Below are 24,448 nucleotides of genomic sequence, written 5' to 3'. Positions count from 1 at the left end.
CGGAGGGATTGACGAACATTTTCAAGGATACCAACGCCAATGACCGCCATGCTGGAAATGCGCAACGTCAGCAAGAGCTTTGCCGGTGTGCAGGCGCTGCGCGACGTCAATTTCTCGGTTCATGCCGGGCAGATCCACGCCCTCGTCGGCGAGAATGGCGCCGGCAAGTCGACGCTGATGAAGGTGCTGAGCGGGGTCTATCCGCACGGCAGCTACGAGGGCACCATCGTCTTCGAGGGTGAGGAGCGCCGCTTCCGCGACATCAACGATTCCGAGGCACTCGGCATCATCATCATCCACCAGGAGCTGGCGCTGATTCCGCTGATGTCGATCGCGGAAAACATCTTCCTGTCGCATCCGCCTTCAAAGTTGGGTGTGATTGACCGCGATGAGGTGTACCGGTGCACGCGCGAGCTGCTCGCACAGGTCGGCCTGAAGGAATCGCCGGACACGCTGATCACCGATCTTGGCGTCGGCAAGCAGCAGCTGGTTGAGATCGCCAAGGCACTCTCCAAGCGCGTGCGGATGCTGATCCTGGACGAGCCGACCGCGAGCCTCAACGAGGCCGACAGCGCCGCGCTGCTCGAACGCCTGATGGCATTCCGGGAGCAGGGCATCGGCTCGATCCTGATCTCGCACAAGCTCAACGAGGTCGCCAAGGTCGCCGACCACATTACCGTGCTGCGCGACGGCCGCACCGTCGACAGCATCGATTGCCATGCCGAGCCGATCCAGGAGGACCGCATCATACGCAGCATGGTCAACCGCGACATGGCGCACCGTTTCCCGGAGCGTAGCGCGAAGATCGGCGAGCCTGTGCTCGATGTCACGAACTGGTCGGTCTATCACCCCATCCACCCCGAGCGGCAGGTGATCAAGAACGTCAATTTCGGCGTCAGGCGCGGCGAGGTCGTCGGCATTGCCGGGCTGATGGGGGCGGGGCGCACCGAATTCGCCATGAGCCTGTTCGGCCGCTCTTGGGGCACCAGCATCAGCGGCAGTATCCGGCTCGAAGGCCGTGAGATCGTGCTGCCGAGCGTCGCGGCGGCGATCGACGCTGGCCTTGCCTATGTCACCGAGGACCGCAAGCAGCTCGGGCTGATCCTCGCCGACGACGTCCGCAAGAACATCACGCTGGCGAGCCTCGACCAGGTCGCGCCCGGGAAGGTGATCGACGACATCGCCGAGCTGAAGGTCGCCAGCGACTATCGCAACCGGATGCGCATCCGCTGCTCCGACGTCTACCAGGAGACTGGCCAGCTCTCTGGCGGCAACCAGCAGAAGGTGGTGCTGTCGAAATGGCTGATGACCGACCCCAAGGTCCTCATCCTGGACGAGCCGACAAGGGGCATCGACGTCGGTGCCAAATATGAGATTTACTGTATCATCAACGAGCTGGCGGAGGCCGGCCGCGGCGTCGTGGTCATCTCCTCGGAGATGCCCGAGCTGCTCGGGATCTGCGACCGCATCTGCGTCATGAACGACGGCGCCTTCGTCGGCGAGTTCAAGGGCGCTGAGGCGACACAGGAAAAGATCATGCGCGCCATCATGCGCAACGAACGAAACAACGGCGTGCCTGAGGCCGCGGAGATGGGAGGTGTGCGGTCATGACCGACAAGACGGTATCGCTGCCCGAGGAGCGCCGGCACGGCAGCTTCATCAAGAACAACTTACGCAATTACGGCATGCTGCTGTCGTTGATTGCGATCATGCTGTTCTTCCAGGTCATGACCGGCGGCACGCTGCTGCAGCCGCTCAACCTGACCAACCTGGTCCTCCAGAACAGCTACATCGTCATCATGGCGCTGGGCATGCTGCTGGTGATCGTCACCGGCCATATCGACCTTTCGGTCGGTTCGGTCGCGGGCTTCATCGGCGCCGTGGCCGCGCTTCTCATGGTGACCTACAAGGTAGACTACACGCTCGCCTTCATCGCCTGTCTCGCACTCGGCGCCGCCATCGGTGCGGCGCAGGGCTATTGGGTGGCCTATTTCAAGATCCCGTCCTTCATCGTGACGCTGGCGGGCATGCTGGTGTTCAAGGGGCTGGCGCTTGCGGTGTTGCAAGGCCAGTCGCTCGGGCCGTTCCCGCCGACCTTCCAAAAACTGTCGTCGGGCTTCATTCCGGAGCTGCTGCCCGAGGCCGGCACGCTGCATCCGACCTCGATGCTGATCGGCGCCGTGCTCGCGCTCGGCCTCGTCTATGCCAGCGCCAAGGGGAGGTCGCGGGAGCAGGCGCACGGCATCGAGGTCGAGCCTTATGCGTTCTTCCTCGGCAAGAGCATTTTGCTCGCCTGCGCCGTGCTCTATTTCACCTATCTGATCGCCTCGCATCGCGGCCTGCCCAACGTGCTGGTGATCATGACCGCGCTGATCGCGCTCTATGGCTTCGTCACCCGCCGCACCGTGATCGGCCGGCAGATCTACGCGGTCGGCGGCAACGCCAAGGCGGCGAGCCTGTCCGGCATCAAGACCGAGCGGCTGACCTTCCTCACCTTCGTCAACATGGGCGTGCTGGCCGCACTCGCCGGCCTCGTCTTCGCCGCGCGCCTCAACACCGCGACGCCCAAGGCCGGCCTCGGCTTCGAGCTCGACGTCATCGCCGCCTGCTTCATCGGCGGCGCCTCGGCCTATGGCGGCGTCGGCCGTGTCGGCGGCGCCGTGGTCGGTGCCATGATCATGGGCGTGATGAACAACGGCATGTCCATCCTCGGCATCGGCATCGACTATCAGCAGGTCATCAAGGGCCTGGTGCTGCTGGGGGCCGTGTGCATCGACGTGTATAACCAGCGGCGGTAGCCACACCGGCAGTGCCGTAGGGTGGGCAAAGGCGCATCGCGCCGTGCCCACCAATTTCAATGCATACGACGAAAGCGCTGAGCGCGCCTTTCGCCAGCGCCCCTTGAGCTATGGCGAACGCTTCGGCCATCTGACTCCACCACGCTCGCGCCGCACTCATCCTCAGGATTGCATCACAGGAACCAGTCCATAGCGCAGCATTGTTTCCTTCATTTTGGCCGGATCAGGTGTGCCGGCCGATAGCAGGGCCGCCATGTCCTTGAAGTATTGCGGGCCGAGTACGCCTGGGCTGAGGATGCACAGGCAAGTCGCCGGTCGGGGCGAACGGTTGATGAAACCGTGCACCACTCCGCGCTTGATGAAGAGGCTTTCGCCCGGCGCCACGTCGATATCCTTAGCGTTGACCCGCCAAGTCGAGATGCCGCTTAGTCCATAGATCGTTTCGTCCCAGCGATCGTGATAGTGGGGAATCGGCATGTGCGCGTTCGGCTGTAGCGTCATCTCGAACAGATCGAGGCCGCCGGCGGTGTCATCCTTGCTCTGTAGGAACGTCAGCTGCAGCGCGCCAAGGTTGATGATCTCAGGCATGGCGAATTCGTCCAGTCGTGTGGACCGCAATATTAGCGCACGACGCAAAGAAGCCAAGACGGAGGAAGCAAAGCTGCCCGAAACCGACATGCAGCAGAGGCCCCTTGCCGTGCAGAGCCGCAACGTCGCGCTGCACTGCGACTGAGTCGCGGGCCGCGCTACTGCGTCGTGAACAGCACCGTCGCGATCGCGACGGAGAGGCTCACCGCCGAAACGGTCGCGACCGTCGACAACACCCCCATGCGCCTGAGCGCGATGGCGAAGGCGATGATGATGGGGGTCGCGGTCATCAGCCCGATCTGTGCATCACTCATATCGTCGCTCGCCGTTCCCTGGGAACCCTGAGCCTGTGCGTAGCGCGTCCTGGCCGGCCGGACGTTGCGTCGGCGCAAACAAGCGCCCGGCAATTCCCCAGTTTGTCCTGCGACAAATTCCGAACTGGACGGGCGAGCTAAGTCTTTCCGGTGTCCTGATCCGGAAAGCAGATGTCGACGGCCGATTGCGAACAACAGGGAACCGGCTGGGGCATCCTCGAGGATCTCCCCGGCGATCCCATGATCTGGGTGCTGATCTTCAGCGAACTCGTCGCCTTTGGCCTGTTCCTCGGCGCCTTCACGGTCGCCCGCGCGATCCACCCCGCGGTGTTCGCGGCCGGGCAGGCAACGCTCGATTCGAACCTCGCCGGCCTCAACACAATCGTGCTGGTGACCAGCGGCTGGGCGGCGGCAAGAGCGACGAAGGCCGCGCGCGCCGGCGAACGGCAGGTGGCGCGATACTGGATCTTCGGCGCGATGGCGCTCGGCGGTCTCTTCATCGCAATCAAGCTCGCCGAATACGCCGAAGAGATCGGGCGTGGCGTCGGGCTCGAAACCAGCCCGTTCTTCACGCTCTACTTCCTGCTGACCGGTTTTCATCTTCTGCATGTCGGCCTCGGCATCGTCATTCTCGCCGTGGTCTGTCGCCGGGCCGAGGTCTCCGGCGTCGAGACGGGAACGGCCTTCTGGCACATGGTCGATCTGGTCTGGATCGTCATGTTCCCGATTCTCTATCTGGCGAAATGACGATGCCGGATCGTATCGACATCACCTGGATCGTGCTGATCGGCCTCGCGCTCGCGACCATCCTGCTGCCTCCGTTGATGCCGAGGCCGCTGCTCGGCAATGCCCTGCTGCTCGCCTTCGCCGCCCTCAAGGGCCACCGGATTGCGCTCGATTTCATGGATCTTCGCGCCGTGCCCGCGCTCTGGCGCGGGCTCGTCGCGACCTGGATCCTGACCGTGCTGCTGCTTGCCTGGCTCGCCTCGGCCATCGTCGTCCTGATCTGATGCGCTCATTGCGCCCTGACAAAGAACGAGCCGGGCCAATCGGCAATAAATCGCAGCATCGCATTCTCTAGGCAAACAACCGGAAAGGATTGGCAATGGCTGAACGCCTGACCAAGTCGGCCGCTCGAAACGTGTTCTACGGCGGCTCGGCCTTTTTCTTCGCCATCTTCATAGGGCTGACGGCGCACAGCCATTACTACATGGCCACGAACTCGACCGACGCAACGACGCTGACGTCGTCGGTCGCCCGCGGCAAGCATGTCTGGGAGAAGAACTCCTGCATCAACTGCCACACGCTGCTGGGCGAGGGCGCCTACTTCGCGCCCGAGGTCGGCAACGTCTGGGATCGCTGGGGCGGCAAGGAGGACCCGGCCGGCGCGCGCGAGACGCTGAAGGCCTGGATGCAGGCGCAGCCCTCGGGCGCACCGGGCCGGCGGCAGATGCCGCAGTTCAACCTCACCGACCAGGAGCTCAACGATCTCGCCGACTTCCTGCAATGGACCTCGACGATCAAGCGCCAGGAGTGGCCGCCGAACAAGGCCGGCTGAGCACGCAGCTTTCAAGCCCTTGCCTCTTTCAAGACAGAGAGAACCCGAGATGAAATACCAAACTCAGAAAGTCGCGATGCTGTATTTCTACGGCGCGCTGACGCTGTTCCTGGCCCAGGTCCTGTTCGGCCTGCTCGCCGGAACCATCTACGTCCTGCCCAACACGCTCTCGACCCTCCTGCCGTTCAACATCGTCAGGATGATCCACACTAACGCGCTGATCGTGTGGTCGCTGATCGGCTTCATGGGCGCGACCTACTACCTGCTGCCCGAGGAAACCGAGACCGAGCTGTACAGCCCGCTGCTCGCGAAGATCCAGTTCTGGATGTTCTTCGGCGCCGCGGGCGTCGCCGTCGTCGGCTACCTCTTCCACTATCACGAGGGCCGCGAATTCCTCGAGCAGCCCTTCATCATCAAGGTCGGCATCGTCGTCGTCTGCCTGATGTTCCTGTTCAACGTCACCATGACGGCGCTGAAGGGCCGCAAGACCACCGTCACCAACATCCTCTTGTTCGGCCTGTGGGGCGTTGCGATCTTCTTCCTGTTCGCCTTCTACAATCCGGCGAACCTCGCGGTCGACAAGATGTACTGGTGGTACGTCGTCCATCTCTGGGTCGAGGGCGTCTGGGAGCTGATCATGGCCTCCGTGCTCGCCTATCTCATGATCAAGCTCAACGGCATCGACCGCGAGGTGGTGGAGAAGTGGCTCTATGTCATTATCGGGCTCGCGCTGTTCTCCGGCATCCTCGGCACCGGCCATCACTTCTACTGGATCGGCGCGCCCGGCTACTGGCAGTGGATCGGCTCGCTGTTCTCGACGCTGGAGGTGGCGCCGTTCTTCACCATGGTGATTTTCACGGTGCAGATGACCTGGAAGGCCGGCCGCAAGCATCCGAACCGCGCTGCGCTGTTGTGGTCGGTCGGCTGCTCGGTGATGGCGTTCCTTGGCGCCGGCGTCTGGGGCTTCCTGCACACGCTGTCCTCGGTGAACTACTACACCCACGGCACGCAGGTCACCGCGGCGCACGGCCATCTCGCCTTCTTCGGCGCCTATGTGATGCTCAATCTGTCCGTCATGGCCTATGCGATCCCGCAGCTCAAGGGACGCGCGCCCTATAACCAGTGGCTCTCCATGACCAGCTTCTGGATCATGTGCACCGCCATGATGGTGATGACCTTCGCGCTGACCTTCGCCGGCGTGGTCCAGGTCCATCTCCAGCGCGTGCTCGGCCAGGGCTACATGGACGTGCAGGACCAGCTCGCGATGTTCTACTGGGTCCGGCTCGGCTCCGGCGCGTTCGTCGCGATCTCTGCGCTGATGTTCGTCTGGGCCGTGCTGGTGCCCGGCCGCGAGAAGACGGCGGCCATTCCGGCCGCGCTGCAACCGGCTGAGTAGACGCACATGGCGGCTGCGGTTTGCCGCGGCCGCCGTCTCAATGTGAATTGCGGAGAATGACCATGAAAGCTGCCCTTCACGCCGTCACGGCACCGGCACCAGCGCTGCCGCCTTATGTCGCCAGCGGAAACGAATGCGCGTTGTTCGAGCACGCCTGGCGGCATCAGCTTCCGGTGCTGCTGAAGGGTCCCACCGGCTGCGGCAAGACCCGCTTCGTCGCGCATATGGCGGCGCGGCTCGGCCTGCCGCTCCACACCGTCGCCTGCCACGACGACCTCACCGCGGCCGATCTCACCGGCCGCTATCTCTTGCGGGGCGGCGATACCGTGTGGGCCGACGGTCCATTGACGCGCGCGGTGCGCGAGGGCGGCATCTGCTATCTCGACGAGGTCGTGGAGGCGCGCAAGGACGTCACCGTCGTGCTGCATCCGCTCACCGACGACCGCCGCATCCTGCCGTTGGAGCGCACCGGCGAGGAACTCGCCGCGCCCAACAGCTTCATGCTCGTGGTCTCCTACAATCCCGGCTACCAGACGCTGCTGAAGGCGCTGAAGCCGTCGACTCGGCAGCGCTTCGTCGCCATCGAATTCGGCTTCCTCCCGTCCGAGCAGGAGATCGCAGTGGTCGCGGCCGAGAGCGGATTGTCGCCGGATCGGGTGCGGCCGCTGGTGGCGCTGGCCGGCCGGCTGCGCGCACTCAAGGGCCACGATCTCGAGGAGGGCGTCTCGACCCGCCTCGTGGTCTATTGTGCGACCTTGATCGCCGCCGGCATGCCGATTGCCGATGCCGTGCTCGCCGGCATGATCGAGCCGCTGACCGACGATGCCGACGTCAAGGCGGCGCTGCTCGACGTCGCACGTGCCGTGATCGGGTGAGGCGGGTCCCATGCTCGACTTCCTCGAACTGGAGGAGACGGTCGGCCGTGCCTGGCACAAAATGGTTGGCGGCACCGCCAGCTATCCGGTTCACGCCGATCACGCGGTGACGCTTGCCGAGATGAGAAACAGGCTCGCGGTGATGTTCCGCGCGCTCGGCGGCGAGACGGGTGTGCAGATCGCGAGCGCCGGCGCGCGCAAGTCCACCCATCGGCTCGGCTGGCGGCAACGCATCGGCCTCGGCGACGAGCGCCTCGAACAGCCCGGCCGCGACGCCGCGACCATCTTCCTTCCCGACAGCATTGCGATCTTCGGCGACAGCGAGCTCAATGCGTCGCTCTATCGCTGGCTCGCGGCATGGTTCGCGGTCGCGCCGATCGAGGCGATCACCGAGGCCGATCCGCTCCGGCGCGATCTCCTCGTGCTGCGCCGCGCCGCCGAAACAGCGGTCTTCGTGCTCACGCAATTCCCCGGGCTCGTCGCCGACTACGCGCAGCTGGCCGCGGCGACCGCCGAGGCCCGGCCGCGGCGTCCCCTGCCGCGCATCGAGCAGGAGATCGAGCAGATCGTTCTCGCCCTGCTCGGCGCTGGACCTGCGCCCGCGGGACAATTGTGGCCGGCCATGATGGGAACGGGGCCGCTGCCGGACAAGGCGCCGCCGGGCTATCATCCGATCCTGCCGTGCCCGCTGTGGGGCGATTGCTGGACGCGCGAGCTGTCGCCCGCACATGCGGGCGAGGACGAGTGCGCTGCTGGCGCGGAGCCTACGACCCAGGACAATCGCAAGCGCTTCGCCGTCCGTGAGCGCGAGGACGGCGCCAATCGCCGCGATCCCTTCGTGCTCAACCGCTTCGAAAAAATCCTGGCGATGGCCGAGATGGTCAATGTCGATCGCCCCGCGGACGACAGCGAGGACGAGGACGCGCAGAAGGCCGCCGATGACCTGGAAGAAATCACGCTCAGCCGCCGCAGCGGCAAGCCGGCGAGCCGGTTCAAGTTCGATCTCGACCTGCCGCCGGAGGCCCTCGATGCTTCGCGCCTCAACGCGGACCTGACCTATCCCGAATGGGATTATCGCAGCAGCTCCTATCTGCCCGATCATTGCCGCGTGCTCGCATCTGCCGCTTCGGAGACCGGCGAAAGCTGGACGCCTGACGAGACCATGCGCCGCCACATCCGCCAGGTGCGTCGACGCTTCGAGGTCCTGCGTCCGCGTCATGAATTGATGCGGGCCCAGGCCGACGGGCACGACCTCGACCTCGATGCGCTGGTGCGTGCGAGGTGCGATCTTCGGGCCGGCGGCAATGGCGCCGGTCTCGACCGCGTCCACATGGCGATGCGCCCGCAAGGGCACGATCTCGCCGTCACGCTGCTGGTCGACGTCTCGCTCTCGACGGATGCATGGGCCGATGGCTACCGCGTGCTCGACGTCGAGAAGGAGGCGCTGCTCGTGCTTGCGCACGGGCTGTCGGCCTGCGGCGATCACCACAGCATCCTGACCTTCACCTCGCGCCGGCGCTCCTGGGTGCGGCTCGAAACCGTCAAGGCGTTCGGCGAGCCGATGAGCGGCGTGGTCGAGCGCCGCATCGGCGCACTCAGGCCCGGCTATTACACGCGCATCGGCGCGGCGGTGCGCCACGCCTCGGCCGAGCTTGCGCGCCAGCCGCAGCGCAAGAAGCTGCTGCTCGTCCTCACCGACGGCAAGCCGAACGACGTCGACCACTATGAGGGACGCTTTGCGCTCGAAGACACAAGGAAGTCCGTGCAGGAAGCGCGCCGGCTCGGCATCGCGGTCTTCGGCGTGACGATCGATGCGGCGGCGCAATCCTATTTTCCGACGCTGTTCGGCCGCAGCGGCTATGCGATCGTCGGCAACATCAAGCGATTGCCCGCGGCGCTGCCGGCGATCTACCGGCAGGTGGCGCATTGAGCCGAAGGTGAGCCATCGCGCATCATTTGCGATCAGTGCTTGCGCGCACGGACATCCGAGGGCGTCGCACCGAACCGGCGGCGGAAGCAGCGGTTGAAATAGGAGACGTCGGCAAAGCCGGCGTCGAGGGCGATCGCGCTGATCGGCTTTGCCGACAGGCCGGGATCGTTCAAGGCCTGATAGATGCGAGACAGGCGCTGCGCGACGACGTGATCGGCAAAGCTCGTGCCCTGCTGCCGAAACAGCTTTCGCACATAGTCGGGCGTGATGCGCTGACGCCGGGCGACGTCCTCGGCACAGAGCCCCGGCTGATGCAGGTTCGCGGCGATGTCGGCCTCGACCGTCGCAAGGCGCGCAGCCCGGACGCCGCGGCGGCGTGCGAGTTCGGCGACGTCTCCCGTTGCGCGCATCAGGGCCGTGAGCAAGTCGCCGATATGTGCGGCAGCGCTGCGCTGCACGTCGGGATTGGCCAGCGCGCGCCCGCTCTGGAGCAGCCGCACATAGTCGGTCAGCAGCCAGAGAGCCTCTGTCTCGGCGCCGATGGGCCGTGCCAGCCAGCGTCCGAGATCGCGTACCCCCGGCGTCAGCGCTTGGCGGGGAACGTAGACGCCGACATAGCGGCCGCCATCGGTGAGGATCTGGTCGGCGGCTTCGCTCGACAGCATCAGGACCCCCTGGCCGGGCATGACCACGGCTTCGCGACCTCGCTGCACGGAAACGCTGCGCCCGGAGAGCACGGCCATGAACACGAGCATGTCGGTGGCGTTCTGAAGGTGATGATTCCTGATCCTGTAATGGGCATCGCTCCGCGAGCCGCTGGTCAAGGTCACGCCCGGCAGCGCACGCAGCGTGACGTCAGCGTGGAATGGAGCGTCGCCGAGCGGCTCGATGTCGAGATTGAAGAGCTTGCGACCGTAAAATTCGAGCCAGATCGGAAGCCGATCGCGATCCGGCAGGGTCTCGGTCGAAAGGTGCAGCGGCTCACCCCAGGCGGGCATCTGGATTGTCGTCAACGCTGTCGCTCCATCCAGTCCTGACGCCTGTCCTGGCGATCCGCGTCCGCTTGCAATGCCCACTCTCCTCCGTGCTGCAACGACCACCCTATGTAACTGATCTGCAACACGAAATCAAAAGCGCCAGAACGGTCGCGCCGGGTCCGACCCAGTCGCGCCCGGTCCAAGATATCGGCAGTCCATCCCGCTAGTCAGGAGCCACTCAAGCTCGAGGATTCCTGAAATGAAGACACGTCTGTTCGTCGCCGCTCTCGCCGTTACAGTCGCCGGCTCCGCCGACGCCGCTGATCTCGGCGCACGGACTTACGCCAAGGCGCCGGTTGCGCTGGTCTACGACTGGACCGGGCTCTACATCGGCGCCAACGCTGGCGTAGGCGTCAGCCAGAACCTGACCACCACAAATATTTCCAGCTCCTTTGGCGGATCGCCGACGTCCACTCTCGGCGGGGCAGGCGCGATCGGCGGCATGCAGATCGGCGCCAACTGGCAGGCGGGCAATCTGGTGATCGGCCTCGAGACCGATATCCAAGGTGCCAACCTGCGGGACGACCGCACCTGCGCATTCACTTGCGGGTTTGGTTTCGCCTTGCAATACGACCAGAAGGTCGACTGGTTCGGCACCGCGCGCGGCCGCATCGGCCTCGCCACTGGCTCCGTGCTCAGCTATTTCACTGGCGGCTTCGCCTACGGCAACGTCCGCACCACGATCGCAGAACGATTTTTCGCAGTTCCGTTCGGCGCAGCGTTCAGCGACACGCGCACCGGCTGGACCGTCGGCAGCGGCGTGGAGGCGTCACTGGGCGGCAATTGGAGCGGCAAGATCGAATATCTCTATCTCGATCTGGGCTCGCAGGATGGCGGTTATAGAATGCCGTCCGGCTTTGGCCCCCACACCTACTCCTCCGACATTCGCGAGCATATTTTTCGCGTCGGGGCGAACTATCGTTTCGACCGCAAGGGCCCCGCTGCGCCAGAGCCGCTTGCCAATTGGGCAGGCCCCTATGTGGGCGGCAACGCCGGCTCCGCTATCGCCCTCAATCCCAGTTCGTTGCCGATGGCGTCTTCTGGCGGCGTCTTTGAATCGGAGCTGTTCAATCTCAGCCCCCGTGGCTTCATTGGCGGTGCGCAGATCGGCAACAATTGGCAGGCCGGCTCGTTGGTGCTCGGCCTCGAGGCCGATATGCAGGGCTCCACCCAGAAGGACGACACGTCCTGCCTGCAGGCGTGCGTCGCGCCCGGGAGCCTTTTCACTGCGGATCAGCGCCTGCAGTGGTTCGGCACCGCGCGCGGCCGCGTTGGATATGCGCTTGGCTCATCACTCTTCTATGCCACCGGCGGCCTGGCGTATGGCGGCGTCAAAACTCATGTGGTTGAAACATTCGGATCCGGGGCTTTCTTCGACGCCACCTTCGCCCACACCCAAACCGGCTGGACCGTCGGCGGCGGCATCGAGACCGCGTTCAATCCGTTCGGCCTGCTCGGCCGCAATTGGACTGCGAAGACCGAATATCTCTACATCGATCTCGGCAACGTGTCCGACACCTACGACTACCACGGCATTGCGCACACGTTCTCGACCCATGTGCAGGAGCACGTCTTTCGCACCGGTTTGAACTATCACTTCAATTCGCCGGTGGTGGCGAAGTATTGAGCAGGAACAACGCCCGCTACGACACCCGTGTCCCGGACGCGGTGCGGGCATATCATGCCACGACGCAGAGCCGAGACCCATGTGAGCTGACCTCCGGCTCTGCAGGGCATCATGCCGCAAGTGCGGCCCGCTGCGCCCGGGGGCGTCTGAGCTATTGCTCATAGCGTGGGCATATGATCGAATGGCTGGATGGAGAACAGCCGCGGCAAACTCGATCTCGTCATCTTCGATTGCGACGGCGTGCTCGTCGACAGCGAGCTGTTGAGCTGCCGGTGCCTGTCCGAGGTGCTGGCCGAGTTCGGCATCGTGCTCAGCGCGGAGCGGGCGCTCGAGCTCTTCCTCGGACGCAGCGCTAAGGCGATCGAGCAGCATTATCGTGAACTCGGGCAAGTCGTGCCGGACGGCTTTCTGCCTCGCTTGAAGTCGCATGTGCTGACAACGTTCGCGGGTTCACTCCGGCCGATCCCAGGTATTGCTGCCGTGATGTCGGAGCTGTCCATGCCGTTCTGTGTGGCGTCATCGAGCGATATTGACCGGGTGTCGTTGTCGCTCGATGTGACCGGCCTCGCGCCGCATTTCGGCGAGCGAATCTACACCGCGCAGATGGTCAGGCATGGCAAGCCGGCTCCCGACCTCTTTCTGTACGCGGCGGAGAAGATGCGCACCGCTCCCGCCCGCACTCTGGTCATCGAGGACAGCGTCAGCGGCGTGCAGGCGGGCAAGGCGGCCGGCATGACCGTCTGGGGATTTGTCGGCGGCGGCCATTATCGCAGCCGCGATGGCCGCGCTATATTGTCCGCCGCCGGAGCCGATCGGGTCTTCGCGCGCATGAGTGATTTCTGGGAGATCTAAGCCCGCATGGCCGCCGAGAACGACAAGTCGAGACTCGACGACGCCGCGCGTGCCGGCTGGCTCTATTTCATTGCCGGCCACACCCAGGACGAGATCGCAAAAATGCTCCAGGTCTCGCGCGCCTCGGCGCAGCGGCTGGTCTCGCTGTGCCTCGCCGAGCGGCTCATCACCTTCCGGCTCGAACATCCCATCGCCGCCTGCATGGAGCTGGCCGCGCGCCTGAAGGAGCGGTTCAATCTCGTTCATTGCGAGGTGGTGCCGGCCGATCCTGCCGCGCCGCAGGCGACCGCAGGCATTGCCGAACGCTGCGCCAACCTGCTCGATTCCACGCTGCGCTCGGAGACGCCCGTCATCGTTGCGCTCGGCACGGGCAGGGCAGTGCGTGCCGCGGTCGAGCGCGTCACGCCGATCGACCGGCCCAATCACCAGATCGTCTCGCTGGTCGGCAACATCTCCGCCGACGGTTCGGCGAGCTTCTACGACACCGTCGGACGGCTCGCCGACCGCACCGGCGCGCGGCACTATCCGATGCCGCTGCCGTTCCTGATGTCGTCGGAGGACGAGCGCAACAAGATGGTGCGCATCGAGCCGATCGCGAAAGTGAAGGCGGTCGCGGCCAGGGCTGACCTGCGCCTCGTCGGCATCGGCCAGATGGACCAGAAGGCGCAGGTGCATGTCGACGGCTTCGTCACCCGCGACGAATTGTTCGAGATGATGCGCCTGGGCGCCATCGGCGAGATCACCGGCTGGGCCTATGATGCCAAGGGCCGCCTGCTCAAGGCCGGCACCAACAAGCGCCTCACCAGCATTCCGCCGGAAGTGCCCGCGAAGACAACGACCATCGGCGCCGCGGTCGGCGCAGCCAAGGTGGCGGCCATCGCGGCCGCGCTGAGCGGGGGCCTGATCAATGGCCTGATCACCGACGAAGCGACGGCAAGGGCGATTCTGGAGCGGTAGGGCGTGGTTCGCGCGGCAGCGGGGCTCCGCTCCCTCTCCCGCTTGCGGGAGAGGGCTGGGGAGAGGGCTGGGGAGAGGGTCTCTCCGCTGGCAAGACTCCCCAAGAGGCGAAAGCCCTCACCCGCATCGCATCTCTCGATGCGCTGCGACCTCTCCCGCAAGCGGGAGAGGTGGAGCAAGCCGCGCCATCTGCTTCCACTTGCTCCCATCCCTCCCGCACCGCAGCACTCATAAGTTGTTGGAACGCCCGCGCGCCTTCTTGACAAGCACCGCGCCTCAGTTGAACATACGCTCAACGCGTGGGCATATGCTCAAAAGCGCGAGTCCAAGGGAGGTCACCGTGAAACATGTCCTGGGCGCCGTCTGCGGCGCGTCCGTTCTGCTGCTGGCCGTTCCTGCGATGGCGGAGACGACCCTGACCATCGCCACCGTCAACAATGGCGACATGATCCGCATGCAGGGGCTGACGGGTGAATTCACCAAGAAGTATCCCGACATCACCGTGAAATGGGTGACGCTGGAGGAGAACGTGCTGCGCCAGCGCGTCACCACCGACATCGCCACCAAGGGCGGCCAGTTTGACGTGCTCACCATCGGCACCTATGAGGTGCCGATTTGGGCCAAGAAGGGCTGGCTGGTGCCGCTCGCCAATCTCGGCGCCGACTACGACGTCGCCGACCTGCTGCCGAAGATCAAGGACGCGGTCTCCGCCGACGGCAAGCTCTACGCCGCGCCGTTCTATGGCGAGAGCTCGATGGTCATGTACCGCACCGACCTGTTCGAGAAGGCCGGCCTGAAGATGCCGGAAAAGCCGACCTGGGACTTCGTCATCGACGCGGCCAAGAAGCTCACCGACAAGAGCGGCGGCACCTACGGCATCTGCCTGCGCGGCAAGGCCGGGTGGGGCGAGAACATGGCCTTCCTCTCGGCCATGGCCAATTCCTACGGCGCGCGCTGGTTCGACGAGAAGTGGGAGCCGCAGTTCAACACGCCGGAATGGAAGACGACGCTCACCACCTACGTCAACCTGATGAAGGAAGCCGGCCCGCCCGGCGCGAGCTCCAACGGCTTCAACGAGAACCTCGCGCTGTTCAACGCCGGCAAATGCGCGATGTGGATCGATGCGACGGTCGCGGCGTCCTTCGTCACCAACCCGAAGGATTCCAAGGTCGCCGACAAGGTCGGCTTTGCGCTCGCGCCCAACACCGGGCTCGGCAAGAACGCCAACTGGCTGTGGGCGTGGAACCTCGCGATTCCCGCCGGCTCGAAGAAGACCGAAGCTGCAGAGAAGTTTATCGCCTGGGCGACCAGCAAGGATTACACCAAGCTGGTCGCGTCGAAGGATGGCTGGGCCAACGTGCCGCCGGGCACGCGCACCTCGCTCTACGAGAACCCTGATTATCTGAAGGTCGCGCCGTTCGCCAAGCTGACGCTGGCCTCGATCGACGCCGCGGATCCCAACAAGCCGACGGTGAAGCCGGTGCCCTATGTCGGCGTGCAATACGCCGCGATCCCCGAATTCCAGGGTATCGGCACGCAGGTGGGCCAGCAATTCTCCGCGGCACTCGCCGGCTCGATGACGGTCGATGCCGCGCTCACCGCGGCGCAATCCCAGACCGAGCGCGAGATGAAGCGCGCCGGCTACATCAAGTAAGACCCAACCGAGCTCTCCCTCCTGAGCTCAAACTGGCGGCCATCCACCAGCCCAGCCCCGGATGGATGGCCGCCTTCTTCCCGCCAACGGAGCGCGCGGATGGCAACCCGGCAGACGCAATTCCTCGCGAGGTCGCTCCTGACCCCGGCCGTCGGATTGCTCTTCATCTGGATGATCGTCCCGCTCGCGCTGACGCTCTATTTCTCGACGCTGCATTACAGCCTGCTCGATCCCGGCTCCGAGGCCTTTATTGGCCTGGAGAACTTCCGCTACTTCCTCACCGATCCCGCGTTCCTTGCTTCCCTCCAGAACACGCTGGTGCTGGTCGGCTCGGTGCTGGCGCTGACCATCCTGCTCGGCATTCCCCTGGCGCTGTTGCTCGACCAGCCCGTGGTGGGGCGCAATTTCGTGCGGCTGATGGTGATCGCGCCGTTCTTCGTGATGCCGACGGTGAGCGCGCTGGTCTGGAAGAACCTCTTGATGCATCCGGTCTCCGGCCTGTTTGCCTGGCTCGCAAAGCTGGTCGGGCTGACGCCGGTCGACTGGTTCAACGACGTCCCGCTGTTCTCGGTGATCCTGATCGTGGCCTGGCAATGGCTGCCGTTCGCAACGCTGATCCTGCTCACCGCGCTGCAGTCGCTCGACGAGGAGCAGAAGGAGGCCGCCGAGATGGACGGCGCCAGCGCGGTCTCGACCTTCATCTACATCACGCTGCCGCACCTGGCGCGTCCCATCACGGTGGTGATCCTGATCGAGACCATCTTCCTGCTCACCGTCTTTGCAGAGATCTACGTCACCACGGGCGGTGGCCCGGGGCTGTCGACCACCAACATCGCCTTCCTGATCTATTCGCAGGCGCTGATCCAGTTCGATGTCGGCAGCGCGTCCGCCGGCGGGCTCGTGGCGGTCGTGCTCGCCAACATCGTCGCCTTCTTCCTCGTCCGCATCGTCGGCCGCAACCTGGAGGCCTGAATCATGGCGCGGATGGCGACGACGAAGCAGGTGGCGGTATCGACGGCGGCAGCCTGGCTGTTCGGCTTCCTGATCTTCTTCCCGATCCTGTGGATGGTGCTGGCGAGCTTCAAGACCGAGCTCGAAGCCTTCGCCATTCCGCCGTCCTTCCTGTTCTTCCACTGGACCACCGAGAATTACGCGACGGTGCAAGAGCGCAGCGATTATCTGCACCATGCGCTGAACTCGATCATCATCGCCGGCGGCTCGACGCTGATCGCGCTGCTGATTGCGGTCCCCGCGGCGTGGTCGATGGCGTTCTCGCCGACCAAGCGCACCAAGGACATCCTGCTCTGGATGCTCTCGACCAAGATGATGCCGCCGGTCGGCGTGCTGGTGCCGATCTACCTGATCTTCAAGACCTTCGGTCTGCTCGATTCCCGCATCGGTCTCGTCTTCATCCTCTGCCTCGGCAATTTGCCGATCGTGATCTGGATGCTGTTCACCTATTTCAAGGAGATCCCGCGCGACATCCTGGAGGCCGCGCGCATGGACGGCGCCACCATCGGCCGCGAGCTGGTCTACGTGCTGACGCCGATGGCGATCCCGGGCCTCGCCTCGACCTTGCTGCTCAACCTGATCCTGGCCTGGAACGAGGCGTTCTGGACGCTGAACCTGTCCACCTCGAATGCCGCGCCGCTCACCACGTTCATCGCCTCCTATTCGAGCCCGGAAGGGCTGTTCTGGGCAAAGCTGTCGGCGGCGTCCACGCTGGCGATCGCGCCCATTCTCGTCCTCGGTTGGTTCAGCCAGAAGCAGCTCGTACGCGGGCTCACCTTTGGCGCGGTGAAGTAAGGGGGCTGCCATGGGTCAGATCACACTTCAGGGCGTACAAAAGTCCTTCGGCCCCGTGCACATCATCAAGGGCGCCGACCTCGACATCGCCGACGGCTCCTTCGTGGTGTTCGTCGGTCCGTCCGGCTGCGGCAAGACCACGCTGTTGCGGCTGATCGCCGGGCTCGAGGACGTCAGCGGCGGCAAGATCCTGATCGACGGCAAGAACGTCGTCGATACGCCTCCGGCCAAGCGCGGGCTGTCGATGGTGTTCCAGTCCTACGCGCTCTATCCGCATATGAGCGTGCGCGGCAATATCGGCTTCGGCCTCAAGATGGCCGGCCTTGCCAAGGACGAGATCAACCGCAAGGTCGAGGCCGCCGCCGCGACGCTGAACCTCACGCCCTATCTCGACCGCAAGCCGCGCGAGCTCTCCGGCGGCCAGCGCCAGCGCGTCGCGATCGGCCGCGCCATCGTCCGCGAGCCCAAGGCGTTCCTGTTCGACGAGCCGCTCTCCAACCTCGACGCGGCCCTGCGCGTGCAGATGCGCATCGAGGTGACGCGGCTGCAGAAGCAACTCGGCACCACCGCGATCTACGTCACCCACGACCAGGTCGAGGCCATGACCATGGCCGACAAGATCGTGGTGCTCAACGGCGGCAAGATCGAGCAATATGGCTCGCCGCTGGAGCTTTACGAGCGGCCCGCCAATCTGTTCGTCGCCGGCTTCATCGGCTCGCCCAAGATGAACTTCGTCACCGGCGAGCATGCCTTGCAGCGTGGTGCGGCCACGATCGGCGTGCGGCCGGAGCATCTGAAGATCGAGCGCGACGGCGCCGGCGGCTGGCAGGGAACGATCTCGGTGGCCGAGCATCTCGGCAGCGACACCTTCCTTTATGTCGATGCCGGGCCGCTGGGCATGTTGACCGCGCGCTACATCGGCGAATTGAGCCTGCACGCCGGCGACCGCGTGTCGCTGGTGCCGGACCCCGCGCGTATCCACCGCTTCGACGAGCGCGGCAACGCGCTTCAAGGCTGACAAGAAACGGCAAGAGACGGAAAGACGACCATGTACCTGGAAAAATTCAAGCTGAAAGGCAAGACCGCGTTCATCACCGGCGGCGGGCAGGGCATCGGCCTTGGCTGCGCGGAGGCGCTGACTGAAGCCGGCGCCCGGGTCATCATCGGCGACCGTGACAGTAAGGTCGCCGACAGCGCCAAAGCCAGCCTGAAGGCGAAGGGCTTTGAGGTCGAAACCGCGATCATGGACGTCACCGACACCAAGCGCGTGGCGGAGGTGGCGAACGATCTCGTCGCCCGCCACGGCAAGGTCGACATCCTCGTCAACAATGCCGGTATCGCCCGCAGCGAGACCCCGGCGGAGACCGTCACCGACGAGCACTGGCTCAACGTCATCGACGTCAATCTCAACGGCACCTTCTGGTGCTGCCGCGAATTCGGCAAGCACATGCTGAAGGCCGGGAGCGGCGCCATCGTCAATGTCGGCTCGATGTCCGGCTTCATCGTCAACAAGCCGCAGGAGCAGTGCTTCTACAACGCCTCCAAGGCCGCCGTGCACCATCTGACCAAATCGCTGGCCGCCGAATGGGGTGCGCGGGGCATCCGCGTCAATGCGGTGGCGCCGACCTATATCGAGACGCCGCTCAATCTGTTCGTCAAGAGCAATCCCAAGATGTACGACGCCTGGATCGGTGGAACCCCGATGGCGCGGATGGGGCAGGTCGAGGAGATCGCCTCCGTCGTGCTGTTCCTCTCATCCGAGGCCGCGAGCCTGATGACCGGCAGCATCGTGCTGGTGGATGGCGGCTACACTTGCTGGTAGGCTTATCGTCAAAACTGACGGAAAGCGACCGGGAGCGATAATGCCGCGAGCGTATATCGGTGTCGACGTGGGGACCACGAGCACGCGGGCAGGGGTGTTTGACGAGGCCGGCACCTTGCTTGCAACCGCCCGGCATCCGATCAGGATCTGGCACGAGGCCGGTGACATCGTCGAGCAGTCCTCGCAGAATATCTGGGAGGCCTGCGTCAAATCCGTGCGCGCGGCGATGGCGGAAGCAGCCATCGCGCCCGACAGTATCGGCGGCATCGGTTTTGACGCCACCTGTTCGCTGGTTGTCCTCGACAGGCAGGGCGCGCCGCTCACCGTCAGCGCGTCCGGCGAGGCGCAGCGCAATGTCATCGTCTGGATGGACCATCGCGCCACGGCCGAAGCACGGCTGATCAACGAGACCGAGGATGCCGTGCTGCGCTATGTCGGCGGCTCGATCTCGCCCGAGATGGAGATGCCGAAGCTGCTATGGCTGAAGCGGCATTTGCGCGCGAGTTTTGACGCCGCCGGTCACTTCTTCGACCTGGCCGACTATTTGACCTGGCGCGCGACCGGCTCGCTGCAGCGCTCGACCTGCACCGTCACCTGCAAATGGAACTATCTGGCGCATGACGGCGGTGGCTGGAGCGCGCCGTTCTTCAAGCGCATCGGTCTGTCGGACTTCGTCGCCGAAAAATACGCCCGCATCGGCACCGAGATCGTAGCGCCGGGTACGCGCCTCGGCGCGGGTCTCACGCCGGCCGCCGCAGCCGAACTCAGCCTGACGCCGGGCACCCCGGTCGGCGCCTCCCTGATCGACGCCCATGCCGGCGGCATCGGCGCGATCGGAGGGCGTGACGGGGCGGGCGGCGCGAGCGATGTCAGCGACCGTCTCGCCTACATCATGGGCACGTCGGCCTGCATCATGGCGACGACGAAGGAGCCGTGCTTCGTCCCCGGCGTGTGGGGGCCTTATTATTCCGGCATGGTGCCGGAGTTCTGGCTCAACGAAGGCGGGCAGTCGGCGGCAGGGGCCGCGATCGATCATCTGCTCAAGTCGCATCCCGGCTATGCGGATGCGAGCGCGGCGTCACGCAGCGAAGGCGTCGACCTCATCGAGTTCCTCGAGCGCCGCATCATCGCGCGCGCCGGCGATGCCAGCCGCGCCGCACTGCTCGCGCGTGACGTCCATGTGCTGCCCGAATTCATCGGTAACCGCTCGCCTTACGCCGATCCGGACACCCGCGCGGTGATCGCCGGCCTCGATCTCGACACCGACATCGCCTCGATGGAGCGGCTGTTCATCGCCGGTCTCTGCGGCCTCGCCTATGGCCTTGCCGAGGTGATCGAGGCCTTTGCCGCGCATGGGGTCCGCTCCAGCCTCATGATCATGGGCGGCGGCGCCAGCCGCAGTCCGCTGGTGCGGCAGATCATGGCCGACACTACCGGCCTAACCGTCGCGCTGCCGCAAACAAAGGAGCCGGTGCTGCTGGGCGCCGCCATGCTCGGGGCGGTCGCCGGCGGCGCCTATGCCTCGATCGGCGAGACCATGGCAAAAATGTCGGCGCTGGGACGCAAGAGCGAGCCGACCGCACCTGACATGGCTGCGTTTCACAAACGCAAGCGCGAGGTCTACAAGCTGCTGCGCGAGGTCGATCGCGGCAGCCGTGCCGCGATGGCTGACATCGCCAGAGGTTAAGACATGCTGATTGCCTGCGGCGATGCGCTGATCGATTTCGTGCCGACGCGAAACATGGAGGGGCGCGAGGCGGTGATGCCCGCGGTCGGCGGCTCCTGCCTCAACGTCGCCATCGGCATGGCGCGGCTGGGCGCGCCGACCGGGTTTGTCGGCGGCATCTCGACCGACCTGTTCGGACGGATGATCGCGGACCACGCAACCGCCTCGCATGTCGCGCTCGATCTCGCCACCCGCAGCGATCACCAGACCACGCTCGCCTTCGTTCGCATCGTCGCGGGCGAGTCGCATTATGCCTTCTACGATGCCCAGACCGCGACGCGGAGCTGGACCTACCGGCGCAGCACCATTCCGTTTCCGACCGTCGAGGCCGTCCATGTCGGCTCGACCACGCTGGTCAACGACCACGGTGCCGCCGAGACCAAGGCCCTGATCGCGGACGCACGGGCGTCCTCCACGATCTCCTTCGATCCGAACTGCCGCCCCAATCTCGTCAAGGACAAGCCGGCCTATCTCGCGCGCATGGCCGAGTTCGCGGGAAGCGCCGATCTCATCAAGATGTCGGATGTCGACTTCGCCTATCTCTTCGGCGAGGAGCCGTATCAGCAGCGCGCGAGCGCGCTGCTGGGGCAGGGCACGAGCCTTGTCGTCATCACTCGCGGCAACAATGGCGCGATCGCCTGGCATCCGGCCGCAGGGCAGATCGAGGTCGCCGCACCAGAGGTCGCTGTCGCTGACACCATCGGCGCCGGCGACAGCTTTCAGGCCGCGCTGCTGTTCGCGTTGTACAAGCAGGGCCGCATCGCCCGGCAGCAACTCAAGGACATCAGTGCCGACGAACTCCGCCGCGTGCTGTCGTTTGCCGCCAATTGCGCCGGCTTGACCTGCACCCGCCCGGGCGCCGACCCGCCCTGGAGCCACGAGGTTAGTTGGAGTTGGTAGACTTTCTTCCGTCTCCCCTTGTGGGAGAAGGTGGCGCGAAGCGCCGGATGAGGGGTCTGTCTCCACGGGCGCGAGAGCTTCGTTTGCCGCGAGAAACCCCTCACCCGTCTCAATCGCGCGATGCGCGATTGATCCACCCTCTCCCACAAGGGGAGAGGGAAGGCTCGCTCGTCTCACATCCGCGCGACGGCCTTCTCGGCGCATTTGATGAAGGTTCCGATCAGCGGGCTCTGTGAATCCCGCCGCCAGCAGACCGCGATGTCGAGGGAGTCGGTGGCGTCGCGCAGCGGCCTAAATACGATGCCGCGCGGCGCGCCGAGCTGCGCGCAGGCCGGCAGGATGGCAAGGCCTTCGCCGGCGAGAACCAGGCTCATCGCCGAATGCACCGTCTCTACCCTGCTCGCGATCGGCATCACCACCTGGTGACGGCGCAGCAGGGGGACCACGGCGGACGATGCGGGACCATGGTCCGGATGCGGCAGCGCGATCAGCGGACGGCCGTGCAACCGGGCCATCGGCACGGAGCCGAGGCGCGCGAGCGGCGAGCTGGTCGGGATCGCCAGCATGAAGCGCTGCGCACCGATCCGCGCCACCTGGATCTCGGGATGGTTGATCGCCGGCATGCACAGCGCGACCGTGACGCTGCGATCGAGCACCCGGGCCTCGCGTGTCGATGCGCTGAGCTCGGCGAAGTCGAGGTCGACGCCGGGAACCGAGCGGCGCAGCTCGGGGATCAGCCGCGGCAGGATCGCATTGGCCAGCACGAACATGTAGCCGACCGAGAGCCGCCCGCGCTTGCCGGATGCGACCGCGCGCGCGGCCTCGATGCCGTCGGAGGCCAGCGCCAGCGCCTCGCTCGCGCGCACCAGCAGCGCCTGGCCGGCCTCGGTCAGGTCCATGCCGCGGGTGCCGCGGCGGAACAGCGGCGCGCCGACCTCGGCCTCCAGCTTGCGGATCTGCACCGACAGCGGCGGCTGCGCCATCCGCAGCCGCTCGGCGGCCTTGCCGACGCTGCGGGCTTCGGCGACGGCGACGAAATAGCGGAGCCGGCGGAGATCCATTGGCATACCGAAAACGTATGGGTTGGCGACCAAAATCGTATTGGACGGCGAGTTAACAAAACTGTCATTCTCGCTGTCAATGCCCGCCAACGGTGGCGGGCTTTCGGAGCGTGATGTGACGATGAACGGCGATCCCTGTCTGCTGTCCGCAACCGAGCTGCGCGGCCTGATCGTCGGCGGGAAGATTTCGCCGGTCGAAATCGTCAGCGCCGTGCTCGCCCGTGCCGAGGCACTCCAGCCCGAATTGAACTGCTTCATCACGATCTGCGGCGACGAGGCGATGGCCGCCGCGCGCGCCGCCGAGCGCAAGGTGATGGCGGGCGAGGCGCTCGGCCTGCTCCACGGCATCCCCGTCACCGTCAAGGACATCGTCAACACCAAGGGCGTCAAGACCACCTTCGGCGCCGTTCCCTACAAGGACAATGTGCCGAACGAGGATGCCGTCGCGGTGGCGCGGCTGCGCAGTGAGGGCGCGATCCTGATCGGCAAGACCACGACGCCGGAGTTCGGCAGCAAGTGCCTGACGGATTCCCCGCTGTTCGGCCGCACCCGCAATGCCTGGGATGCCTGCCGCTCCTCCGGCGGCTCCAGCGGCGGCGCCGCGGTGGCGGTGGCGAGCGGCATCGCGCCGCTGGCGATCGCGACCGACGGCGGCGGCTCGACGCGAATTCCGGCCGCCTGCAACGGGGTGGTGGGCCTGAAGCAGAGCAACGGTGTGATCCCGCACAGCCAGGCGCAGGACGTCTTCGGCAACCAGACCTATGTGACGCCGACCACCCGCACCGTCGCCGACACCGCGCTGATGATGCAGGCGATGGCGGGCGAGGACGCTTGCGATCCCTGGTCGATCGGCCTGCCCGTGCCCGACTTCATCGGCACCGCAGCCCCGCATGGCGATCTGCGCGGGCAGAGGATTTTGTACTGCCTGACGCCGCCGGGCCGCCCTGTCTCCGCCGAGGTCGCCGCCAATTTCAGGGCGAGCCTCGACCGGCTGGCCGGGCTCGGCGCCGAGCTCGAGGAATTCTCCGGCGAAGGTTTTGACATCGAGCCGATCTGGCGCGCCATCAACCACACCGTCTGGCGCACGCGCTTTGCCAAGCTCGCAGCCGAGCACGGCGACAAGCTGAGCGAGGCCTTCCTCAAGCAGCTCGCGCTCGCCACCGAGGTCAGCGGCGTCGACTACCAGGAGGCGATGTTCGCGCGCACCGCGCTGTTCCGCCGCGTGCAATCCCTGCTTGCGCGCGGGCACTTTCTGGCGATGCCGACGCTCACGCGCACCGCGCTGCCGATCAAGCAGGACCTGTTCGGCAGCATCGAGATCGACGGGGCGCATTTCGACAGCGTCCGGCCGAACTGGTTCCCCTGGACCATGCCGTTCAACATGACCGGCCATCCCGCCGTCAGCCTTCCCGCAGGCTTTGCCCGCGACGGCCTGCCGATCGGGCTTCAGCTGGTCGGCCGCTTCCGGGGGGATGCGGACTTGCTGCGCGTCAGCGCACTGTTCGAGGCCTCGAGCGGCCTCCTGTCCCGCTGGCCGGAATGACGTC

Annotated in this window: 24 protein-coding genes; 20 read left to right on the top strand and 4 right to left on the bottom strand. The window is 65.5% G+C overall.

Features of this window, described 5'->3' with window-relative positions:
- Positions 1-39 precede the first annotated feature (39 nt).
- Together mmsA and mmsB are read left to right on the top strand one after the other, a co-directional pair.
- Positions 40-1,611 (top strand): multiple monosaccharide ABC transporter ATP-binding protein, encoded by a 1,572-nt coding sequence (mmsA, locus tag JQ635_RS16720; protein ID WP_211410933.1) that lies wholly within the window; start codon positions 40-42, stop codon positions 1,609-1,611.
- Positions 1,608-2,798 (top strand): multiple monosaccharide ABC transporter permease, encoded by a 1,191-nt coding sequence (mmsB, locus tag JQ635_RS16715; protein ID WP_211410932.1) that lies wholly within the window; start codon positions 1,608-1,610, stop codon positions 2,796-2,798. The genes mmsA and mmsB overlap by 4 nt, the downstream gene beginning before the upstream one ends.
- Before the next feature lie 162 nt (positions 2,799-2,960).
- Here the strand turns inward: mmsB and JQ635_RS16710 are convergent, their stop codons facing one another.
- The gene (locus JQ635_RS16710) at positions 2,961-3,386 is read right to left on the bottom strand and encodes a cupin domain-containing protein (RefSeq protein WP_211410931.1); all 426 of its coding nucleotides are present in this window, start codon (positions 3,384-3,386) and stop codon (positions 2,961-2,963) included.
- Between JQ635_RS16710 and JQ635_RS16705 the strand changes: the two genes are divergently transcribed.
- Entirely contained in the window at positions 3,385-3,531 is a 147-nt protein-coding gene (locus JQ635_RS16705) for a hypothetical protein (protein ID WP_211410930.1), read from the top strand. The two genes, JQ635_RS16710 and JQ635_RS16705, sit on opposite strands and share 2 nt — an antisense overlap.
- 13 nt (positions 3,532-3,544) lie before the next feature.
- On the opposite strand, the gene JQ635_RS16700 is transcribed toward JQ635_RS16705, so the two are convergent.
- The gene (locus JQ635_RS16700) at positions 3,545-3,700 is read right to left on the bottom strand and encodes a hypothetical protein (protein WP_085965373.1); all 156 of its coding nucleotides are present in this window, start codon (positions 3,698-3,700) and stop codon (positions 3,545-3,547) included.
- Between the two features lie 171 nt (positions 3,701-3,871).
- On the opposite strand from JQ635_RS16700, the gene JQ635_RS16695 reads away from it, so the two are divergent.
- From JQ635_RS16695 to JQ635_RS16670, 6 genes are all read left to right on the top strand, one after another.
- Positions 3,872-4,447 (top strand): cytochrome c oxidase subunit 3 family protein, encoded by a 576-nt coding sequence (locus tag JQ635_RS16695; RefSeq protein ID WP_211410929.1) that lies wholly within the window; start codon positions 3,872-3,874, stop codon positions 4,445-4,447.
- Between the two features lie 2 nt (positions 4,448-4,449).
- The gene (locus tag JQ635_RS16690; RefSeq protein WP_211410928.1) at positions 4,450-4,710 is read left to right on the top strand and encodes a cytochrome C oxidase subunit IV family protein; all 261 of its coding nucleotides are present in this window, start codon (positions 4,450-4,452) and stop codon (positions 4,708-4,710) included.
- Positions 4,711-4,805: 95 nt separating this feature from the next.
- A complete protein-coding gene (locus JQ635_RS16685; RefSeq protein ID WP_211410927.1) occupies positions 4,806-5,258 on the top strand; it encodes a c-type cytochrome in 453 nt (150 codons plus the stop codon).
- Positions 5,259-5,307: 49 nt separating this feature from the next.
- Positions 5,308-6,654, top strand: coding sequence for a cbb3-type cytochrome c oxidase subunit I (locus JQ635_RS16680; RefSeq protein WP_211410926.1), 1,347 nt, complete (start codon positions 5,308-5,310; stop codon positions 6,652-6,654).
- A gap of 62 nt (positions 6,655-6,716) precedes the next feature.
- Complete coding sequence (locus JQ635_RS16675; RefSeq protein WP_211410925.1) at positions 6,717-7,529, top strand: CbbQ/NirQ/NorQ/GpvN family protein; 813 nt, start codon at positions 6,717-6,719, stop codon at positions 7,527-7,529.
- A 10-nt stretch (positions 7,530-7,539) separates the two neighbouring features.
- Entirely contained in the window at positions 7,540-9,459 is a 1,920-nt protein-coding gene (locus JQ635_RS16670) for a nitric oxide reductase activation protein NorD (RefSeq protein ID WP_211410924.1), read from the top strand.
- 32 nt (positions 9,460-9,491) lie between these two features.
- On the opposite strand, the gene JQ635_RS16665 is transcribed toward JQ635_RS16670, so the two are convergent.
- The gene (locus tag JQ635_RS16665; protein ID WP_211410923.1) at positions 9,492-10,472 is read right to left on the bottom strand and encodes a helix-turn-helix transcriptional regulator; all 981 of its coding nucleotides are present in this window, start codon (positions 10,470-10,472) and stop codon (positions 9,492-9,494) included.
- A 223-nt stretch (positions 10,473-10,695) separates the two neighbouring features.
- On the opposite strand from JQ635_RS16665, the gene JQ635_RS16660 reads away from it, so the two are divergent.
- The 10 genes from JQ635_RS16660 to JQ635_RS16615 all read left to right on the top strand — a co-directional run bounded on the left by JQ635_RS16660 (position 10,696) and on the right by JQ635_RS16615 (position 21,840).
- Positions 10,696-12,123 carry an outer membrane beta-barrel protein gene (locus JQ635_RS16660; protein WP_211410922.1) on the top strand — a complete coding sequence of 476 codons (1,428 nt, stop codon included), beginning with the start codon at positions 10,696-10,698 and terminating at the stop codon, positions 12,121-12,123.
- Positions 12,124-12,312: 189 nt separating this feature from the next.
- The gene (locus JQ635_RS16655) at positions 12,313-12,975 is read left to right on the top strand and encodes an HAD family hydrolase (protein ID WP_211410921.1); all 663 of its coding nucleotides are present in this window, start codon (positions 12,313-12,315) and stop codon (positions 12,973-12,975) included.
- A 6-nt stretch (positions 12,976-12,981) separates the two neighbouring features.
- Positions 12,982-13,932 carry a sugar-binding transcriptional regulator gene (locus tag JQ635_RS16650; RefSeq protein WP_211410920.1) on the top strand — a complete coding sequence of 317 codons (951 nt, stop codon included), beginning with the start codon at positions 12,982-12,984 and terminating at the stop codon, positions 13,930-13,932.
- Positions 13,933-14,272: 340 nt separating this feature from the next.
- Positions 14,273-15,586, top strand: a complete 1,314-nt coding sequence (locus JQ635_RS16645) for an ABC transporter substrate-binding protein (protein ID WP_211410919.1) — start codon at positions 14,273-14,275, stop codon at positions 15,584-15,586.
- Between the two features lie 99 nt (positions 15,587-15,685).
- Positions 15,686-16,558 (top strand): carbohydrate ABC transporter permease, encoded by an 873-nt coding sequence (locus tag JQ635_RS16640; protein WP_211410918.1) that lies wholly within the window; start codon positions 15,686-15,688, stop codon positions 16,556-16,558.
- Positions 16,559-16,561: 3 nt separating this feature from the next.
- Positions 16,562-17,392 carry a carbohydrate ABC transporter permease gene (locus JQ635_RS16635; RefSeq protein WP_211410917.1) on the top strand — a complete coding sequence of 277 codons (831 nt, stop codon included), beginning with the start codon at positions 16,562-16,564 and terminating at the stop codon, positions 17,390-17,392.
- A gap of 10 nt (positions 17,393-17,402) precedes the next feature.
- On the top strand, positions 17,403-18,410 hold the full coding sequence (locus JQ635_RS16630; protein ID WP_211410916.1) for an ABC transporter ATP-binding protein: 1,008 nt from the start codon (positions 17,403-17,405) through the stop codon (positions 18,408-18,410).
- A 30-nt stretch (positions 18,411-18,440) separates the two neighbouring features.
- A complete protein-coding gene (locus JQ635_RS16625) occupies positions 18,441-19,214 on the top strand; it encodes an SDR family NAD(P)-dependent oxidoreductase (protein ID WP_211410915.1) in 774 nt (257 codons plus the stop codon).
- Between the two features lie 40 nt (positions 19,215-19,254).
- Positions 19,255-20,901: an FGGY-family carbohydrate kinase gene (locus JQ635_RS16620; protein ID WP_211410914.1), complete on the top strand. Its 1,647-nt coding sequence runs from the start codon at positions 19,255-19,257 to the stop codon at positions 20,899-20,901.
- Positions 20,902-20,904: 3 nt separating this feature from the next.
- A complete protein-coding gene (locus JQ635_RS16615; RefSeq protein WP_211410913.1) occupies positions 20,905-21,840 on the top strand; it encodes a carbohydrate kinase family protein in 936 nt (311 codons plus the stop codon).
- A 173-nt stretch (positions 21,841-22,013) separates the two neighbouring features.
- Here JQ635_RS16615 and JQ635_RS16610 read toward each other — a convergent pair whose 3' ends face one another.
- Positions 22,014-22,901, bottom strand: a complete 888-nt coding sequence (locus tag JQ635_RS16610) for a LysR family transcriptional regulator (RefSeq protein ID WP_211410912.1) — start codon at positions 22,899-22,901, stop codon at positions 22,014-22,016.
- 121 nt (positions 22,902-23,022) lie between these two features.
- Here JQ635_RS16610 and JQ635_RS16605 point away from each other — a divergent pair, with 121 nt between their 5' ends.
- On the top strand, positions 23,023-24,444 hold the full coding sequence (locus JQ635_RS16605) for an amidase (RefSeq protein ID WP_211410976.1): 1,422 nt from the start codon (positions 23,023-23,025) through the stop codon (positions 24,442-24,444).
- The last annotated feature ends 4 nt before the right edge of the window (positions 24,445-24,448 follow it).

Origin of the sequence: Bradyrhizobium iriomotense (genome assembly GCF_018130765.1) — a bacterium.
GTDB classification, from domain to species: domain Bacteria; phylum Pseudomonadota; class Alphaproteobacteria; order Rhizobiales; family Xanthobacteraceae; genus Bradyrhizobium; species Bradyrhizobium iriomotense_A.
Note: the sequence above shows the minus strand (reverse complement) of the source record. Positions and strands in the feature narration are given on the sequence as shown.

Bases quoted from the DNA above. Each gene is read 5' to 3' on its own strand.
- JQ635_RS16610 (WP_211410912.1), bottom strand. From the start codon at position 22,901: ATGGATCTCCGCCGGCTCCGCTATTTCGTCGCCGTCGCCGAAGCCCGC.
- JQ635_RS16620 (WP_211410914.1), top strand. From the start codon at position 19,255: ATGCCGCGAGCGTATATCGGTGTCGACGTGGGGACCACGAGCACGCGG.
- JQ635_RS16690 (WP_211410928.1), top strand. From the start codon at position 4,450: ATGCCGGATCGTATCGACATCACCTGGATCGTGCTGATCGGCCTCGCG.
- JQ635_RS16635 (WP_211410917.1), top strand. From the start codon at position 16,562: ATGGCGCGGATGGCGACGACGAAGCAGGTGGCGGTATCGACGGCGGCA.
- JQ635_RS16655 (WP_211410921.1), top strand. From the start codon at position 12,313: ATGGAGAACAGCCGCGGCAAACTCGATCTCGTCATCTTCGATTGCGAC.
- JQ635_RS16705 (WP_211410930.1), top strand. From the start codon at position 3,385: ATGGCGAATTCGTCCAGTCGTGTGGACCGCAATATTAGCGCACGACGC.
- JQ635_RS16640 (WP_211410918.1), top strand. From the start codon at position 15,686: ATGGCAACCCGGCAGACGCAATTCCTCGCGAGGTCGCTCCTGACCCCG.
- JQ635_RS16700 (WP_085965373.1), bottom strand. From the start codon at position 3,700: ATGAGTGATGCACAGATCGGGCTGATGACCGCGACCCCCATCATCATC.
- mmsB (WP_211410932.1), top strand. From the start codon at position 1,608: ATGACCGACAAGACGGTATCGCTGCCCGAGGAGCGCCGGCACGGCAGC.
- mmsA (WP_211410933.1), top strand. From the start codon at position 40: ATGACCGCCATGCTGGAAATGCGCAACGTCAGCAAGAGCTTTGCCGGT.
- JQ635_RS16695 (WP_211410929.1), top strand. From the start codon at position 3,872: ATGTCGACGGCCGATTGCGAACAACAGGGAACCGGCTGGGGCATCCTC.
- JQ635_RS16670 (WP_211410924.1), top strand. From the start codon at position 7,540: ATGCTCGACTTCCTCGAACTGGAGGAGACGGTCGGCCGTGCCTGGCAC.
- JQ635_RS16680 (WP_211410926.1), top strand. From the start codon at position 5,308: ATGAAATACCAAACTCAGAAAGTCGCGATGCTGTATTTCTACGGCGCG.
- JQ635_RS16630 (WP_211410916.1), top strand. From the start codon at position 17,403: ATGGGTCAGATCACACTTCAGGGCGTACAAAAGTCCTTCGGCCCCGTG.
- JQ635_RS16615 (WP_211410913.1), top strand. From the start codon at position 20,905: ATGCTGATTGCCTGCGGCGATGCGCTGATCGATTTCGTGCCGACGCGA.
- JQ635_RS16650 (WP_211410920.1), top strand. From the start codon at position 12,982: ATGGCCGCCGAGAACGACAAGTCGAGACTCGACGACGCCGCGCGTGCC.
- JQ635_RS16625 (WP_211410915.1), top strand. From the start codon at position 18,441: ATGTACCTGGAAAAATTCAAGCTGAAAGGCAAGACCGCGTTCATCACC.
- JQ635_RS16675 (WP_211410925.1), top strand. From the start codon at position 6,717: ATGAAAGCTGCCCTTCACGCCGTCACGGCACCGGCACCAGCGCTGCCG.
- JQ635_RS16605 (WP_211410976.1), top strand. From the start codon at position 23,023: ATGAACGGCGATCCCTGTCTGCTGTCCGCAACCGAGCTGCGCGGCCTG.
- JQ635_RS16685 (WP_211410927.1), top strand. From the start codon at position 4,806: ATGGCTGAACGCCTGACCAAGTCGGCCGCTCGAAACGTGTTCTACGGC.
- JQ635_RS16710 (WP_211410931.1), bottom strand. From the start codon at position 3,386: ATGCCTGAGATCATCAACCTTGGCGCGCTGCAGCTGACGTTCCTACAG.
- JQ635_RS16660 (WP_211410922.1), top strand. From the start codon at position 10,696: ATGAAGACACGTCTGTTCGTCGCCGCTCTCGCCGTTACAGTCGCCGGC.